Below are 13381 nucleotides of genomic sequence, written 5' to 3' on the forward strand. Positions count from 1 at the left end.
CGGGGCGCTATGGGTGCATGTCCGCCACGCGCCTTGTCCATGTCGATGACAGCCTGCCCGGCATCAGCCGCGAGCGATCGGGCGTCGGCTGGCGCTATCGCGATGCCAGAGGCAGGACCATCCGCGAACGCGACGAGATCGACCGCCTGAACGCGATCGCGCTACCCCCCGCCTATGAGGACGCATGGTTCTGTCCCGCGGCGAACGGCCATATCCTTGCGACGGGTTATGATGCGCGCGGGCGCAAGCAATATCGCTACCATCCCGAATTCCGCATGGCGCGCGAGGCCGACAAATATGACCGCTGCGCCGCCTTCGGTCATGCGTTGCCCTTGCTTCGCGCGCGGCTCGTCGATGATCTCAACCGCCGGACGCTTTGCTCCGAGCGCGTCGTCGCGGCCGTCGTGCGGCTGCTCGACCTTGCCGCGCTCCGGGTGGGGAACGAACAATATGTTGCGGCGAACAAAAGCTTCGGCGCGACGACATTGCGCCAGCGCCATGCGAAGCTCTCGGGCAAGACCCTCCGCCTCAAATATGTCGCCAAGGGCGGCGCCAGGCGCGAAGTGACGATCAGCGACCGCAACCTCGCGACTCTCGTCCGGCGGCTTCAGGATCTCCCCGGCCAGAAACTCTTCCAATATGAGGATGGCGGCGATCTGAGCGCCGTGGCGTCGGACGATGTGAACGCCTATATCCGCGAAGCGATGGGCGACGAATTCAGCGCCAAGCATTTCCGTACCTGGTCGGCGAGCGTCGAGGCCTTTGCCTTCCTCTACGAAGCGCCCGAACCGCCGCCGCTCAAGGCAATGCTCGAACATGTCGCGGACCGCCTCGGCAACACCCCCGCAATCGCGCGCAAGGCCTATGTCCACCCCGCGATGCTCGCAGCGGCGCAGGCCCGCGAAGACTTTGCCGCATCCGTCGGCAAGCTGCCGCGCGCGACGCGCTATCTTTCGCGTTACGAACGCGGATTTTTGACCTATCTGGAGCAAGCACCCGCGGCCGCGGTGCTGCTCCAATCCGCCTGATCCGATCCAAGAGGACCTGACGTGACTTTCTCCCTGCTCGCTGCTGCGACCACCGCCGCCCCGAAAACCGCGCCCGCAAAAGCCGCCGCGACAAACCCGCTCGAAGACCTGCAACGCTATTGGGACACGAGCGTCGCGTGGGTGAACAGCCACTGGCTGCAGATCGGGATCGCGATCGGCGTCGGCCTGCTCATCTATTTCCTGCTGTCGATGGTCCGCACCTTCGCGCTCAAGCACGCGCAGTCGGCCGACGGCGAAATGACGCTGACGCACATCGCGGGACGCGTGATCCACAAGACCAAGTCGACCGTACTCGCGATCATCGCGATCCGCATGGTCGCAGGCTATGCCCAGCCGCCCGCGGTGATCATGCAGATCATCCAGTTCGTCTTCACCGTCGCGGTCGTCCTGCAGGTCGCGATCTGGGTGCGCGAGATCGTGCTGGGCCTGATCCAGCGCCGCGCCGCAGAGGGCAATAACGAAACGCTCAGCAACGCGATGGGCATCATCCGCCTGCTGATCAGCGTCGCGCTGTTCGCGATCGCGATCATCGTCATCCTCGACAATATGGGGGTCAATGTCACCGGCTTGATTGCCGGCCTCGGCATCGGCGGCATCGCGATCGGCCTTGCCGCACAGGGCATTTTCTCCGACCTCTTCGCCTCGCTGTCGATCATCTTCGACCGCCCGTTCCGCGTTGGCGAGACAATCAAATACGACACCAGCACGGCGACCGTCGAGCGCATCGGATTGAAGAGCACGCGGCTGCGTTCGGTCAACGGCGAGTTGCTCGTCATCTCGAATACCAATCTCCTCGCCAAGGAGATCACCAATTTCGCGCATCTCCACCGCCGCCGCGTCACCTTCACGATCGGCGTCATCTACCAGACCACGCCCGCCATGCTGCGCGACCTGCCCGCGCTGCTGGAAGCGCAGGTGACCGCCGCGGGCCATGAATTTGTCCGTTCGAGCTTCCTCACCTTCGGCCCGTCCAGCCTCGATTTCGAACTGCTGTTCGACGTCTTCACCGAACAGTTCGAAGAGGTAGTGGCCGCGCGTACCGACGTCGGCATCCGCCTGTTCGAGGCGCTGTCCGACGCCGGCTATGAATTCGCCTATCCGACCCAGACAACCTTCACCGCAGCGCCCGACGGGACCATGATTCTTCCCTATGCCGAAAGTGTGACGATGAAGGCGCCGAAGCCCGCGAAGAGCTGACGCTACGGCGACGCGGCGATGGGGCTTGGCCCTTGTGCAACGCGGCAAGAGAGGCCTAGAACGCGCCCCGAACCACTATGAGGGGATGATTTATGGCCACCATCACGCCGCAGGAATTGCAGACCAAGGTCGGCGAGCATCTTGGCACGTCCGACTGGGTGCTCGTCGATCAGGACATGATCAACAAGTTCGCCGATGCGACGGGCGATCACCAGTTCATCCATATCGACGAGGAAAAGGCCAAGCTGACGCCCTTCGGCGGCACCATCGCGCATGGCTTCCTGACCCTGTCGCTGATGCCGATGCTCGGCGCGAGCACCGACGGTCCCAAGGTCGGCGGCGTCAAGATGGGCGTCAATTACGGCTGCAACAAGGTTCGTTTCCTGTCGCCCGTCCGCTCGGGCAAGCGCGTCCGCAGCCATGTGAAGCTGCTCGAACTCGAAGAAAAGCGCCCGGGCCAGTGGCAGCAGACCAACGAAGTGACCGTCGAGATCGAGGGCGAGGAAAAGCCCGCCCTGATCGCCGAATGGATCAGCCAGTTCTTCGTCTAAAGCATAGCTTGGCCGGCTGACCTCCCCCGTTAAGATAACCGGAACCAACGAAAAGGACTCAAAACATGCGTGACGCAGTTATCGTCTCCACCGCCCGCACCCCGCTCACCAAGGCGGCGCGCGGCTCGTTCAACAACACCCTCGCCCCGACGCTGGGCGCGCATGCGGTCCGCGCCGCGGTCGAGCGCGCCGGGATCGAAGGCGGCGAGATCGACGATGTCGTCTTCGGCGCCGCGATGCAGCAGGGGTCGCAGACGATGAACGTCGCGCGCCTGATCGCGCTGCGCTCGGGCCTGCCGGTCACCGTCCCCGGCATGTCGATCGACCGCCAATGCTCGTCGGGCCTGATGACGATCGCGACCGCCGCGAAGCAGATCATCGTCGACCGTCAGGACATCGCGGTTGCCGGCGGCATCGAAAGCATCTCGAAGGTCAGCGGCAGCGGCAAGGTGTTCATCGAAACCGACGCCGAGCTGATCGCGATGCACAAGGACACCTATATGCCGATGATCGGCACCGCCGAGGTCGTCGCGAAGCGCTACAACATCAGCCGCGAGTATCAGGACGAATATTCGCTCCAGTCGCAGCAGCGCACTGCCGCCGCGCAGGCCGCGGGCAAATATGACGACGAAATCGTCGCCTGCCCCGCGACCATGGCGGTGGTGAACAAGGAAACGAAGGAAGTCAGCTTCAAGGACGTCGTCGCCGACAAGGACGAGTGCAACCGCGCAGACACCACGCTCGAAGGGCTTGCGAGCCTGAAGCCGGTGATGGGCGAAGGCCACACGATCACCGCCGGCAACGCCAGCCAGCTCGCCGACGGCGCATCGGCATGCGTCGTGATGGAAGCCAAGGTTGCCGAGAAGAAGGGCCTCCAGCCGCTCGGCCGTTATGTCGGCATGGCGGTCGCCGGCACCGAGCCCGACGAAATGGGCATCGGCCCCGTCTTTGCGATCCCGAAGCTGCTCGAACGCTTCGAGCTCAAGATGGACGACATCGGCCTCTGGGAACTCAACGAAGCGTTCGCGGTGCAGGTGCTCTACTGCCGCGACAAGCTCGGCATCCCGAACGAGCTGCTCAACGTCAACGGCGGCTCGATCTCGATCGGCCACCCGTTCGGCATGACCGGCGCGCGCTGCGTCGGCCACGCCCTCATTGAAGGCAAGCGCCGCGGCGTGAAATATGCCGTCGTCACCATGTGCATCGGTGGCGGCCAGGGCGCCGCGGGCCTGTTCGAGGTCTTCTGATTTGCGTCTGAACGCTCCGCGCATCGAGCCGGTCGACCTCGACCGGCTCGATGCCGACCAGCGCGCCGCGCTCGAACCCTTTCTTGCTTCCGATGGGGGCAAGGTGGGGGGCGGCAAGATCCTCAATATCTTCCGCACCCTTGCCCACGCGCCCAAGGCGCTCACCGCCTTCCTCGGCTGGGGCAATTATATCCTGTCGAAGCGCAATGCGCTGTCCCCACGTGACCGCGAACTCGTTATCCTGCGCACCGGCTATAATTGCCGTTCGGGCTATGAGTGGACGCAGCACAAGCGCATCGGGCTTGACTGCGGGCTCACCGAGGACGAGATCGCCCGCATCAAGGTCGGTCCCGACGCCGACGGCTGGAGCGACCTCGACCGCGCGATGCTCCGCGCGACCGACGAACTGACGTCCGACCATTTCGTGACCGACGCTAACTGGGCCGCGCTCGCGCCGCTCGGCGACAAGGGCCGCATGGACCTCGTCATGACCGTCGGCCAGTACACGCAGGTATCGATGATTTTGAACAGCTTCGGCATTCAGGTCGAGGATGGCTGGGACGTCGACCCCGACCTCAAAATCTGAAATTTAGGAGAGAGATATGAGTGCAATCGGTGTGATCGCGACGCTGCGCGTGCAACCCGGCAAGGAAGCCGAATTCGAGGGCGTCTTCGCCGAACTCGCCGCCGCGGTGAACGCCAATGAGGCGGGCAACAGCTATTACCGTCTGTTCAAGACGGGCGAGACCGGCGTCTACAAGGTGCTCGAATGCTATGACGACCAGGCGGCGCTCGACGCGCACCGCGCCTCGGACCATTTCCGCAGCATCGGTGCGCGCCTTGGCCCCTGCCTCGCCGGCGCGCCCGAGATCGAGACGCTCAGCGCGGCCTGAGCGGCCGGTTTCGAGCGGAAGCAGCCCCATCCATCATCGTCACCCCGGACTTGATCCGGGGTTCACGACGACGGCGCGGCTATGGATCCCGGATCAAGTCCGGGATGACGAAGGTCTGGAAACGGCTGTGTGCACCCTGGCGAAAGCCGGGGCCCAGTAGCGCCGTGGGAAGATGGGCCCCGGCTTTCGCCAGGGTGCACATAAGAGCCGCGAACGGAAGCTTCCCACCCCAAAACGGACGCCGGACCGCCGCGAAATCTGCCCTCAATGCCAGGGCGATGTCCGCACGCTCCAGTAGACGATATAGAGCAGCCCCGCCCAGAGCAGCAGGATGAAGGCCATGCCGGCGCGGCTCGACGGGCGTTCGCTGGCGGCCTCGGCGGCGGTGTGGAGTTCGGCCCAAAGCGGAGCGGGGATCAGGCGGCGGACGGCGAGCAGGCCGAGCGGGACGATGACGAGATCGTCGAGCCAGCCGAGCACCGGAATGAAATCGGGGATCAGGTCGATCGGCGACAGCGCATAGGCCGCGACCGCGACCGCAAGGGCGCGTGCGAGCATCGGCACGCGCGGATCGCGCGCCGCGAGCCAGGCGGCATGCGCTTCGACCGCAAGGCGGTGGCCGAGATCGCCGATACGTTCGGAAAGGGATTTGCCGGTCATCGCTTCCCTCATTACTGTCCCTGCATGGCTATCCAACTGAAAAGCGCACGTGTCGAACGCTGGCCGGTGGCAGGCGCGTTCGTGATCAGCCGCGGCGCCAAGACGCATGTCGATGTCGTCGTCGCCGAAATCGAGAGCGATGGCGTAACCGGGCGCGGCGAGGGAACGCCGATTTACTATCTGGGCGAGGATGCGGCGGGGTGCCGCGACCAGCTATTGCGCACCGCGCCTTTCATCGCCGAACTGGAGGCGGCCGATGCGCGCGCGGCGGTGCAGGAACTGATGGCGCCCGGTGCGGCGCGCAACGCGCTCGATTGCGCCTTGTGGGATCTCGAAACACGGCAGCGGGGGCTCCGGCTGTGGCAACTCGCGGGCTGTGACGGCGCGCCGACCGCGCGGGTGACGGCCTATACGATTTCGCTCGGTACGCCTGGCGCGATGGCGGAGCAGGCGGCGACCGCCGCGGCCGACGGTTATCGGCTGCTCAAGATCAAGCTCACTGGCGAAGGCGACCGGCTGCGCGTCGCCGGGGTGCGCAAGGGCGCACCCGAAGCGCGGCTGATCGTCGATGCCAATGAAAGCTGGGGCGCGGTCGACATTTTGAGCGAAGCCGAAGCGCTCGCCGACATGGGGGTCGAAATGATCGAACAGCCGGTGCCCGTCGGCGCCGACGCCCTCCTCGATCCCATCTATGCGCCGCTGCCCTTCGTCGCTGACGAAAGCTGCCAGACCGCCGCCGACGTCGCGCGGATCGGCCCCTTTTACGACGGGGTGAACATCAAGCTCGACAAGGCGGGCGGGCTGACCGAGGCGCTGAAGATCGCCGACGCCGCCGATGCCGCCGGCCTGTCGATCATGGTCGGATGTATGCTCTCGACCAGCCTCGCGATCGCGCCGGCATTCGTGCTGGCGCAGCGCGCGCGCTGGGTCGACCTCGACGGCCCCGCGCTGCTGGAGCGGGACCGCGAGGGCGGGTTCGAATTTCGCGAAGGACGGATCGGGATTTAGGCGGGAACTGCCAAGCGGTCGCGGGCGATCGCCGCAACCGCCGTCAGGATGAGCGCGGTAATCATCGAGACATTGATGTGATATCTGGCCACGGGCAGGTTGATCGCGATAAATGCCGGTATCATCCAGCCTCGGGATATTTCGGCGCAGCGCAGCCGTCGAGCGGTAAGCAGGAACCAGCCGATGTAGTAGAGGACGCCGATTAGAAACAGCGGTGCGCCGATCCAGCCGAATTGATTGAAGTTCACTTGGCCGCGTTCGCCAAAGGTGAATAGCGACCAGAGCGAAGCCCCCTCAATCGCGACGATGGCGGGCAACCAGCGGCGATATTCGTCCCGGCTGGTTTCGCCGTCCCACGAAAAATATCGTCCAAGCCATGCGCCCATGCCAGCATTCTAGCCCGGCACGCGCGCATGTCCAGTTTGGTCAGAGCGCCACTTCGGCGTGCTCGCCGAGTTCGCCTTCCTTCATCGTCAGGCCCGTTGTGAGCTTGAACAGGCCCTTGATGCTGGGATCTGCGGTCCAGATTTCGGCATTGTCGAGATCGAAGCGCAGCAGCACGAGCTTGGGATCGTCCTTGCCGCCTTCGTACCAAGCCGCGATGCTGTTGTTCCACAGCTTGTCGAGCACGGCGCGGTCGGTTTCGCGGCGCAGCGTGCCGGCGATGCAGGCGAAGAGGTCGTGGCCCTTCGATGCGAATTGCGCCATCGCCGGGCCGCCGCCCGCCAGCCGGTTGTCGGTCGCGGTGAAGAACCAGAAGGCGCTGTTCGCGTCCTTGTCGAGCTGTGCGTTCATCGGGATATGGTGGTCGCGCTCGCCGGTCGCGCCGAGCATGACATAGGGACTGTCGGCCAGCGCTTTCCAGAATTGCTGTTTGATATCGTCGCTCATCGAAAGGCTCCTTCATGCCCCCCGATGTGCGATCAACGCGGCAGCGCGCCCATTGTTGCCCGGTTCAGCGCAGTCGCGGCTCCGAATAGCTGACGACTTCATATTCGATGCCGTCGGGGTCGAAGAAATAGAAGCGGCGGCCGGGCTCGTAGTCGCCGTGGTTGAAGGGGGTGAGGCCGACCGCCTTCACGCGCATTTCGATCGTGTCGAGATCGTCGACCTGTACGCCCACATGGTTGAGCGGGGCGCCCTTGGGATATTGCGCATCGGCGTGCTCGCCGTCGGGGCCGGTGTAGAGCGCGATATAGGCGGCGTCGCTGCCAAGGTGGATCGTGCGCCCGCCATCGCGTGCGGGGCCGCGCCAGCGTTCGTGCCAGCCGAAGATCGCCGAGAGGATTCCGGCGGTGCGATCGGGGTCGCTGACCGTCAGATTCACATGCTCGATGAAGGGATGCGTCACCTTTATTCTCCTGATTTGCGTTGACGCACGGCTTATGAAAGCTCAAGTGAGGTTGAGATCAAGCCAAAAGCAGGAGCGAGGATCATGCACCGGACCGACCTGATCGCGATCGGCGAACTCGCGGCACGAACGGGCGTCGCGGTGTCCGCGATCCGCTTTTACGAGGCAAAGGGGCTGGTCGAGGCGCTGCGCACCGGCGGGGGCCAACGCCGCTTCCTGCGGGCCGACATTCGCCGCGTGTCGTTCATCCTGATCGCGCAGCAACTGGGGCTGAGCCTCGAGGAGATTGCGGACGAGCTGGCGCGGCTGCCCGCCGGGCGAACGCCGAACGGCGCCGACTGGACGCGAATCAGCACCGGCCTCAAGGCGCGGATCGACGCGCAAATCGCGGCGCTCGAGCGGACGCGCGAACTGCTTGGCAATTGCATCGGCTGCGGGTGCCTGTCGCTGAAGAAATGCGGGCTGTATAATCGCGACGACAAGGCCGCGCAGCGGGGCGCGGGGCCGCGTTATGTGCTCGGCGACCGGTCGGGGGAGATTGCCGAGGTTGGGTGATGGGCGGCGGCTTTGGGGTGGAGAGCGGACGTTGAGCTACCCCACTTCGGTCATCCCGGGCTTGACCCGGGACCCGCCTTTCTTCTGGCTGACGGTGAAAGGAAAGGCAGGCCCCGGGTCAAGCCCGGGGTGACGATGATGGAGAGGCAGCTTCCGGTCGTTAGCCGCCGTTGCTGCGGATCCACTTCTCGACCACCGGCGCAATCTCCTCGCGCCATTTGCGGCCGTTGAAGATGCCATAGTGGCCGACGCTCTTCGCCATCAGATATTTCTTCTTGTCGGCGGGTAGTGCCTTGGCGATCGTCAGCGCCGCCTTGGTCTGGCCGATCCCTGAAATATCGTCGCGCTCGCCCTCAATCGCGAGGATGGCGATATCCTCGATCGCGCCGACATCGACCGGCTGGCCGCGATGCGTCATCTCGCCCTTCGGCAGCAAATGGCGCTGGAACACGACATCGACCGTCTGGAGATAGAATTCGGCCGTCATGTCGCACACCGCACGATATTCGTCGTAGAATTCCTTGGTCTTGTCGGCGCTCTCACCGTCGCCGTCGACCAGATGTTTGAACATCTCCCAATGGCTCATCATATGATTGCCAAGGTTCATCGACATGAAGCCGGCAAGCTGCAGGAAACCCGGATAGACGCGGCGCCCGGCGCCCGCATACCAAGCAGGCACGGTCGCGATCACATTTTCCTGGAACCAGGCATGCGGGCGCGTCATGGCATGCTCGTTGACCGCGGTCGGCGCCTTGCGCGTGTCGATCGGTCCGCCCATCATCGTCAGCGTCTTCGGCCGGCACTTATGCCTGTTCGCCGCCATGATCGCTGCGGCAGCAAGGCTCGGCACCGACGGCTGGCACACGGCAAGCATATGCGCGCCGGGACCGATATGTTCGAGCCAGGAAATCAGATAATCGACATAATCGTCGAGGTCGAACTTGCCGGCCTCGAGCGGCACGTTGCGCGCGTCGCGCCAGTCGGTGATCCACACGTCATGCCCGGGCAGCATGCGTTCGACCGTGCCGCGCAGCAGCGTCGCATAATGGCCCGACATCGGCGCGACGATCAGCAGCTTGGGCGCATCTTTCGTGCCCTTGTGCTTGAAATGCTTGAGCTGGCCAAAGGGTTTGCGCGCCTCGATCGCTTCGGCAACGCGCACCGTCTCGCCATCGACGATGGTCTCGTACAGGTCGAACCCCGGCTTGCCGCGCGGCGCCGACGCATGGGCGAAGACTTCGAGCGCGGAGGCGAACATGGGGCTGCCGCTGAAATAGCCGAGCGGATTGGCGGGATGCTGGATCGCCTGCGCCCCAGCGGTCGCCAGCGCGCTGGCTCCCGCCAGCCAGTTCTTCTGCATTTCAAAAGCGTGATACAGCATATTCTTGTCGTTCCTTGCGTAGCCCGGCGGCGCTCTTTGGCGCCTGCTCATTGACCGGCAGTCTAGGGGCTCGATTTCATTGTGCAATGCATCAAAATCGTTGCGGGGCGTATCGAAAGCGAATATTCTTCGCGCCAAGGCGCCTGATGCGCCGGTGGAGTGATTATGTCTGAGATTGCGGGCAACCGCTAACATCCCGGCGTCATCGGGATGTGCGCAGCGTGCGAGCCAGCGGGTTCGTGCGCCTCTGTTGCGTTTCAATCCGGACATATCCCATGAATATATCGAAAGCGGAGCAACGCATGCTCCATGTGCTGGCGCAGGGCGGCATGATCCGCCACCGGCGCGGCGAAGACGGCCATATCATCGAAGCGCTCTGCTTCACCCGCGACGGCTTCGTCCTCGCGAACACGGGCCTGCCCTTGTTCAACCGGCTGCGGCGGCGCGGCTTCATCGTCTCGCACGGCGGCGCGCCCTACCGCATCACGCAGACCGGGCTTCGCGCCGTCCGCGCGCAGCTCGACAATCGCTGACAGGCGGGGAGTGCGGCGGCCGCGCCGCGCTCCCTTGCAGCGCCACTTCAAAGCGCTTGAAGCGCAGCCGCATTCTGCGTCGTTGAGCGCAAGGGTCGCCGCTGCTAGGGCCGGTGCGATGGCCAGCCAACCCGATCTTTCCGACGCGAAAGCCCCCGCCGAACCCCGCCGCAAACTCGGCAGCCTGCGCATGGTGTGGACCCATGCCAGCCGCTATCCGCTGCAGCTGGTGATTGCCGCGATCGCGCTCGGGATCGCCGCGCTCGCGACGCTCGCCATTCCCTACCAGTTCAAGGCGATGATCGACAGCGGCTTCATCGCCGGCGGCGGCGACGTCGCACCGCATTTCCGTCTCTTCTATGCCATTTGCGTCGCGCTCGCGCTCGCTACGGCGCTGCGTTTCTATTTCGTCAGCTGGCTCGGCGAGCGGACCGTCGCTGACATCAGGCAGGCGGTACAACAGAATCTGCTCCGCCTCGCCCCCGGCTTCTTCGAGGAGAACCGCCCGTCCGAAATCGCCTCGCGGATGACGTCCGATACCGCGATCATCGAACAGGTGGTCGGCACCACCGTCTCGGTCGCGCTCCGCAACACCGTCATGGGGATCGGCGGGATCATCTACCTGTTCAGCCTGTCGCCCAAACTCACCGCGGGCATCCTTCTCGGCATCCCCGTGATCATCCTGCCGATCGTGCTGCTCGGCCGCCGCTTGCAAAAGGTCTCGCGCACCAGCCAGGATCGCGTCGCCGACATCGGCGCCACCACCGCCGAACAGATGGGCGCGATGAAGATCGTCCAGGCCTTCGGGCAGGAAGCGCGCGAAGCCGAACGATTCTCCGCCGCGGTCGAGGCCAATTTTTTGACCGCCAAGCGCCGGATCCGCCTGCGCGCGATCATCACCGCTACGGTGATCGGCCTGTTGTTCGGCGCGATCACCACCCTGCTCTGGTATGGTGCCGAAGGCGTCGCAGAGGGGACGATCACCGGCGGCACGATCGCCGCTTTCGTCCTCACCGGCGGCCTCGTCGCGGGCGCGTTCGGCGCGCTCACCGAAGTCTATGGCGACCTTCTCCGCGCCGCCGGTGCCGCCGAGCGATTGAGCGAATTGCTGAATGCCGAAGCGAGCATTGCCCCGCCCGCAAACCCGAGCCGCTTCCCCGAACCGCCCATCGGCACGCTCGAGTTTGCGAATGTCGAATTTCATTATCCGACGCGCCCCGACGCTCCGGCGCTGCATGACTTCAGCCTTGCTATCAAGCCGCGCGAAACCGTCGCGATCGTCGGCCCCTCGGGCGCGGGCAAATCGACGCTGTTCCAGCTCGCCGAGCGCTTCTACGATCCGCAAGCGGGGCAGATCCGGCTCGACGGCGTGCCGCTGGTGGACGCCGACCCCGCCGACATCCGCGCGCGCATCGCGATGGTCCCGCAGGAAACGGTGATCTTCGCCGCCTCGGCGCGCGACAATCTGCGCTACGGCAATTGGGACGCAACCGACGAGCAATTGTGGGACGCCGCGCGCGCCGCCAATGCCGAGGAATTCCTGCGCAAGCTGCCGCAAGGGCTCGACACCTTCATGGGCGAAGGCGGCGCCCGCCTCTCGGGCGGCCAGCGCCAGCGTGTCGCCATCGCCCGTGCGTTGCTGCGCCGCGCACCGCTCCTGCTGCTCGACGAAGCGACCTCGGCACTCGACGCCGAGTCCGAAAAGCTCGTCCAGGACGCGCTCGAAACGCTGATGCACGACCGCACGACGATCGTCATCGCGCACCGCCTCGCCACCGTACGCGCCGCCGATCGCATCATCGTGATGGACGACGGCCGCATCGTCGAGGAAGGCAAGCATGACGCGCTCGTCGCCGCCGACGGCCTATACGCGCGGCTTGCGCGACTTCAATTCCAGGACAATCTGGCGACCGCCTGATCCAGCCGAACGATCGAAGGATATGACGATGCTTTACGACCTGACCATACCGGCGTGGCAGAATGGCCTCAAAGCCCTCTCCGGCGAATTGGCGCGCGCACGCGCCTGGGGTGAGGAAAATGCCGTGGGTGAATTGCAGTTCGCCGCAGCGCGCCTCGCGCCCGATATGTTCCCGCTCGCATCGCAAGTCCGCTTCGCCTGCGCGCAGGCGCTGCAACCGCTGGCGCGCCTCGCCGGATGCGACATCCCCGAATTTGCCGAGGATGCGACCGGCTTCGCCGGCATGCAGGAACAGATCGCGGCAACGCTCGATTTTCTGGGCGCGGTCGACCGCAGCACGCTGGGCGACGATCTCGAACATATGGTCAGCTTTACATTGCCGAACGGCATGACCTTCGACATGCGCGCCTTCGACTACGTCCGCGACTGGGCGCAGCCGCAATTCTTCTTCCATCGCACCGCTGCCTACGCGATCCTGCGCCATATGGGCGTTCCGCTCGGCAAGGCCGACTATGTCGGCTACATGATGCGCTACCTGCGCGCGGGAACGGCTCCGGCCGCCTGACCGGCTGGCGGGAGCCGCCGCCGTCAGATCAGCTCGCCATATTGGTAGATGCCCGGAAAGGCGAGCTTGGTCCCGCCGTTGCGCCGGATCGCCCCGATCGCTTCGTCGACGCGCAGGTAGCGCGCCCGCGCATCGGGTTCGAGCAGGATAGCCGCCGGCTCGGGCCGCTCGGCCGCCTGTTTCACCAACAGGCCGAGCTGGGCGAGATCGACCGCTTCGTCGTTCCAGCGGATCACATCTGCGGTGTCGATCGTCACCCGATTCTCATCGAGGACCTCGCTGTGCGGCGGCGCCTCGCCGGGCAATGTCACATCGACGCTGTGCGTCGGCCGCGGGATGGTGATGATGAACATCACCAGCATCACCAGCATCACGTCGATCAGCGGGGTGGTGTTGATATCGGGCCCGCCGCTGGGGTCGGCCCTGAAAATGCTGCGATGGAACAGGCTACGGCGTCTCTGCATCGTCTCTCT

At 64.9% G+C, this 13381-nt stretch carries 17 protein-coding genes; 11 read left to right on the plus strand and 6 right to left on the minus strand.

Features of this window, described 5'->3' with window-relative positions; translation table 11 throughout:
• The first annotated feature begins 17 nt into the window (after positions 1-17).
• The 6 genes from VGU00_RS03130 to VGU00_RS03155 all read left to right on the plus strand — a co-directional run bounded on the left by VGU00_RS03130 (position 18) and on the right by VGU00_RS03155 (position 4937).
• A complete protein-coding gene (locus VGU00_RS03130; RefSeq protein ID WP_327465391.1) occupies positions 18-1028 on the plus strand; it encodes a DNA topoisomerase IB in 1011 nt (336 codons plus the stop codon).
• A 21-nt stretch (positions 1029-1049) separates the two neighbouring features.
• Positions 1050-2246, plus strand: coding sequence for a mechanosensitive ion channel family protein (locus VGU00_RS03135; protein ID WP_327465393.1), 1197 nt, complete (start codon positions 1050-1052; stop codon positions 2244-2246).
• A 92-nt stretch (positions 2247-2338) separates the two neighbouring features.
• The gene (locus VGU00_RS03140; protein ID WP_327465395.1) at positions 2339-2797 is read left to right on the plus strand and encodes a MaoC family dehydratase; all 459 of its coding nucleotides are present in this window, start codon (positions 2339-2341) and stop codon (positions 2795-2797) included.
• Between the two features lie 65 nt (positions 2798-2862).
• Positions 2863-4044, plus strand: coding sequence for an acetyl-CoA C-acyltransferase (locus VGU00_RS03145; RefSeq protein WP_327465397.1), 1182 nt, complete (start codon positions 2863-2865; stop codon positions 4042-4044).
• 1 nt (position 4045) lies between these two features.
• Positions 4046-4630, plus strand: coding sequence for a carboxymuconolactone decarboxylase family protein (locus tag VGU00_RS03150; RefSeq protein WP_327465399.1), 585 nt, complete (start codon positions 4046-4048; stop codon positions 4628-4630).
• A 16-nt stretch (positions 4631-4646) separates the two neighbouring features.
• Complete coding sequence (locus tag VGU00_RS03155; RefSeq protein ID WP_327465401.1) at positions 4647-4937, plus strand: putative quinol monooxygenase; 291 nt, start codon at positions 4647-4649, stop codon at positions 4935-4937.
• Positions 4938-5201: 264 nt separating this feature from the next.
• On the opposite strand, the gene VGU00_RS03160 is transcribed toward VGU00_RS03155, so the two are convergent.
• Positions 5202-5597 (minus strand): YkvA family protein, encoded by a 396-nt coding sequence (locus VGU00_RS03160; protein WP_327465403.1) that lies wholly within the window; start codon positions 5595-5597, stop codon positions 5202-5204.
• A 24-nt stretch (positions 5598-5621) separates the two neighbouring features.
• Here VGU00_RS03160 and VGU00_RS03165 point away from each other — a divergent pair, with 24 nt between their 5' ends.
• The gene (locus tag VGU00_RS03165) at positions 5622-6605 is read left to right on the plus strand and encodes a dipeptide epimerase (protein WP_327465405.1); all 984 of its coding nucleotides are present in this window, start codon (positions 5622-5624) and stop codon (positions 6603-6605) included.
• Here VGU00_RS03165 and VGU00_RS03170 read toward each other — a convergent pair.
• The 3 genes from VGU00_RS03170 to VGU00_RS03180 form a co-directional block, all read right to left on the minus strand.
• Positions 6602-6991 (minus strand): hypothetical protein, encoded by a 390-nt coding sequence (locus VGU00_RS03170; RefSeq protein ID WP_327465407.1) that lies wholly within the window; start codon positions 6989-6991, stop codon positions 6602-6604. The two genes, VGU00_RS03165 and VGU00_RS03170, sit on opposite strands and share 4 nt — an antisense overlap.
• Before the next feature lie 40 nt (positions 6992-7031).
• A complete protein-coding gene (locus VGU00_RS03175; RefSeq protein ID WP_327465409.1) occupies positions 7032-7496 on the minus strand; it encodes a pyridoxamine 5'-phosphate oxidase family protein in 465 nt (154 codons plus the stop codon).
• Between the two features lie 64 nt (positions 7497-7560).
• Positions 7561-7956: a VOC family protein gene (locus tag VGU00_RS03180; protein ID WP_327465411.1), complete on the minus strand. Its 396-nt coding sequence runs from the start codon at positions 7954-7956 to the stop codon at positions 7561-7563.
• Between the two features lie 84 nt (positions 7957-8040).
• Between VGU00_RS03180 and soxR the strand changes: the two genes are divergently transcribed.
• A complete protein-coding gene (gene soxR / locus VGU00_RS03185; RefSeq protein WP_327465413.1) occupies positions 8041-8511 on the plus strand; it encodes a redox-sensitive transcriptional activator SoxR in 471 nt (156 codons plus the stop codon).
• Positions 8512-8671: 160 nt separating this feature from the next.
• On the opposite strand, the gene VGU00_RS03190 is transcribed toward soxR, so the two are convergent.
• Positions 8672-9892 carry a polyhydroxyalkanoate depolymerase gene (locus tag VGU00_RS03190; protein WP_327465771.1) on the minus strand — a complete coding sequence of 407 codons (1221 nt, stop codon included), beginning with the start codon at positions 9890-9892 and terminating at the stop codon, positions 8672-8674.
• A 275-nt stretch (positions 9893-10167) separates the two neighbouring features.
• Between VGU00_RS03190 and VGU00_RS03195 the strand changes: the two genes are divergently transcribed.
• The 3 genes from VGU00_RS03195 to VGU00_RS03205 all read left to right on the plus strand — a co-directional run bounded on the left by VGU00_RS03195 (position 10168) and on the right by VGU00_RS03205 (position 12908).
• Positions 10168-10425 (plus strand): YjhX family toxin, encoded by a 258-nt coding sequence (locus VGU00_RS03195; RefSeq protein ID WP_327465415.1) that lies wholly within the window; start codon positions 10168-10170, stop codon positions 10423-10425.
• Between the two features lie 118 nt (positions 10426-10543).
• On the plus strand, positions 10544-12343 hold the full coding sequence (locus VGU00_RS03200) for an ABC transporter transmembrane domain-containing protein (protein ID WP_327465417.1): 1800 nt from the start codon (positions 10544-10546) through the stop codon (positions 12341-12343).
• A 22-nt stretch (positions 12344-12365) separates the two neighbouring features.
• On the plus strand, positions 12366-12908 hold the full coding sequence (locus VGU00_RS03205) for a DUF1993 domain-containing protein (protein ID WP_327465419.1): 543 nt from the start codon (positions 12366-12368) through the stop codon (positions 12906-12908).
• Between the two features lie 23 nt (positions 12909-12931).
• On the opposite strand, the gene VGU00_RS03210 is transcribed toward VGU00_RS03205, so the two are convergent.
• A complete protein-coding gene (locus VGU00_RS03210; protein ID WP_327465421.1) occupies positions 12932-13372 on the minus strand; it encodes a biopolymer transporter ExbD in 441 nt (146 codons plus the stop codon).
• Positions 13373-13381: the final 9 nt, after the last annotated feature.

The organism is Sphingopyxis sp. (genome assembly GCF_035944815.1).
Taxonomy (GTDB): domain Bacteria; phylum Pseudomonadota; class Alphaproteobacteria; order Sphingomonadales; family Sphingomonadaceae; genus Sphingopyxis.

What these genes read in the sequence shown, in the direction of transcription:
- VGU00_RS03175 (WP_327465409.1), bottom strand. Translation starts at nt 7,496, where the DNA reads ATGAGCGACGATATCAAACAGCAATTCTGGAAAGCGCTGGCCGACAGT.
- VGU00_RS03165 (WP_327465405.1), top strand. Translation starts at nt 5,622, where the DNA reads ATGGCTATCCAACTGAAAAGCGCACGTGTCGAACGCTGGCCGGTGGCA.
- VGU00_RS03155 (WP_327465401.1), top strand. Translation starts at nt 4,647, where the DNA reads ATGAGTGCAATCGGTGTGATCGCGACGCTGCGCGTGCAACCCGGCAAG.
- VGU00_RS03140 (WP_327465395.1), top strand. Translation starts at nt 2,339, where the DNA reads ATGGCCACCATCACGCCGCAGGAATTGCAGACCAAGGTCGGCGAGCAT.
- VGU00_RS03160 (WP_327465403.1), bottom strand. Translation starts at nt 5,597, where the DNA reads ATGACCGGCAAATCCCTTTCCGAACGTATCGGCGATCTCGGCCACCGC.
- VGU00_RS03205 (WP_327465419.1), top strand. Translation starts at nt 12,366, where the DNA reads ATGACGATGCTTTACGACCTGACCATACCGGCGTGGCAGAATGGCCTC.
- VGU00_RS03130 (WP_327465391.1), top strand. Translation starts at nt 18, where the DNA reads ATGTCCGCCACGCGCCTTGTCCATGTCGATGACAGCCTGCCCGGCATC.
- VGU00_RS03145 (WP_327465397.1), top strand. Translation starts at nt 2,863, where the DNA reads ATGCGTGACGCAGTTATCGTCTCCACCGCCCGCACCCCGCTCACCAAG.
- soxR (WP_327465413.1), top strand. Translation starts at nt 8,041, where the DNA reads ATGCACCGGACCGACCTGATCGCGATCGGCGAACTCGCGGCACGAACG.
- VGU00_RS03210 (WP_327465421.1), bottom strand. Translation starts at nt 13,372, where the DNA reads ATGCAGAGACGCCGTAGCCTGTTCCATCGCAGCATTTTCAGGGCCGAC.
- VGU00_RS03190 (WP_327465771.1), bottom strand. Translation starts at nt 9,892, where the DNA reads ATGCTGTATCACGCTTTTGAAATGCAGAAGAACTGGCTGGCGGGAGCC.
- VGU00_RS03195 (WP_327465415.1), top strand. Translation starts at nt 10,168, where the DNA reads ATGAATATATCGAAAGCGGAGCAACGCATGCTCCATGTGCTGGCGCAG.
- VGU00_RS03170 (WP_327465407.1), bottom strand. Translation starts at nt 6,991, where the DNA reads ATGGGCGCATGGCTTGGACGATATTTTTCGTGGGACGGCGAAACCAGC.
- VGU00_RS03200 (WP_327465417.1), top strand. Translation starts at nt 10,544, where the DNA reads ATGGCCAGCCAACCCGATCTTTCCGACGCGAAAGCCCCCGCCGAACCC.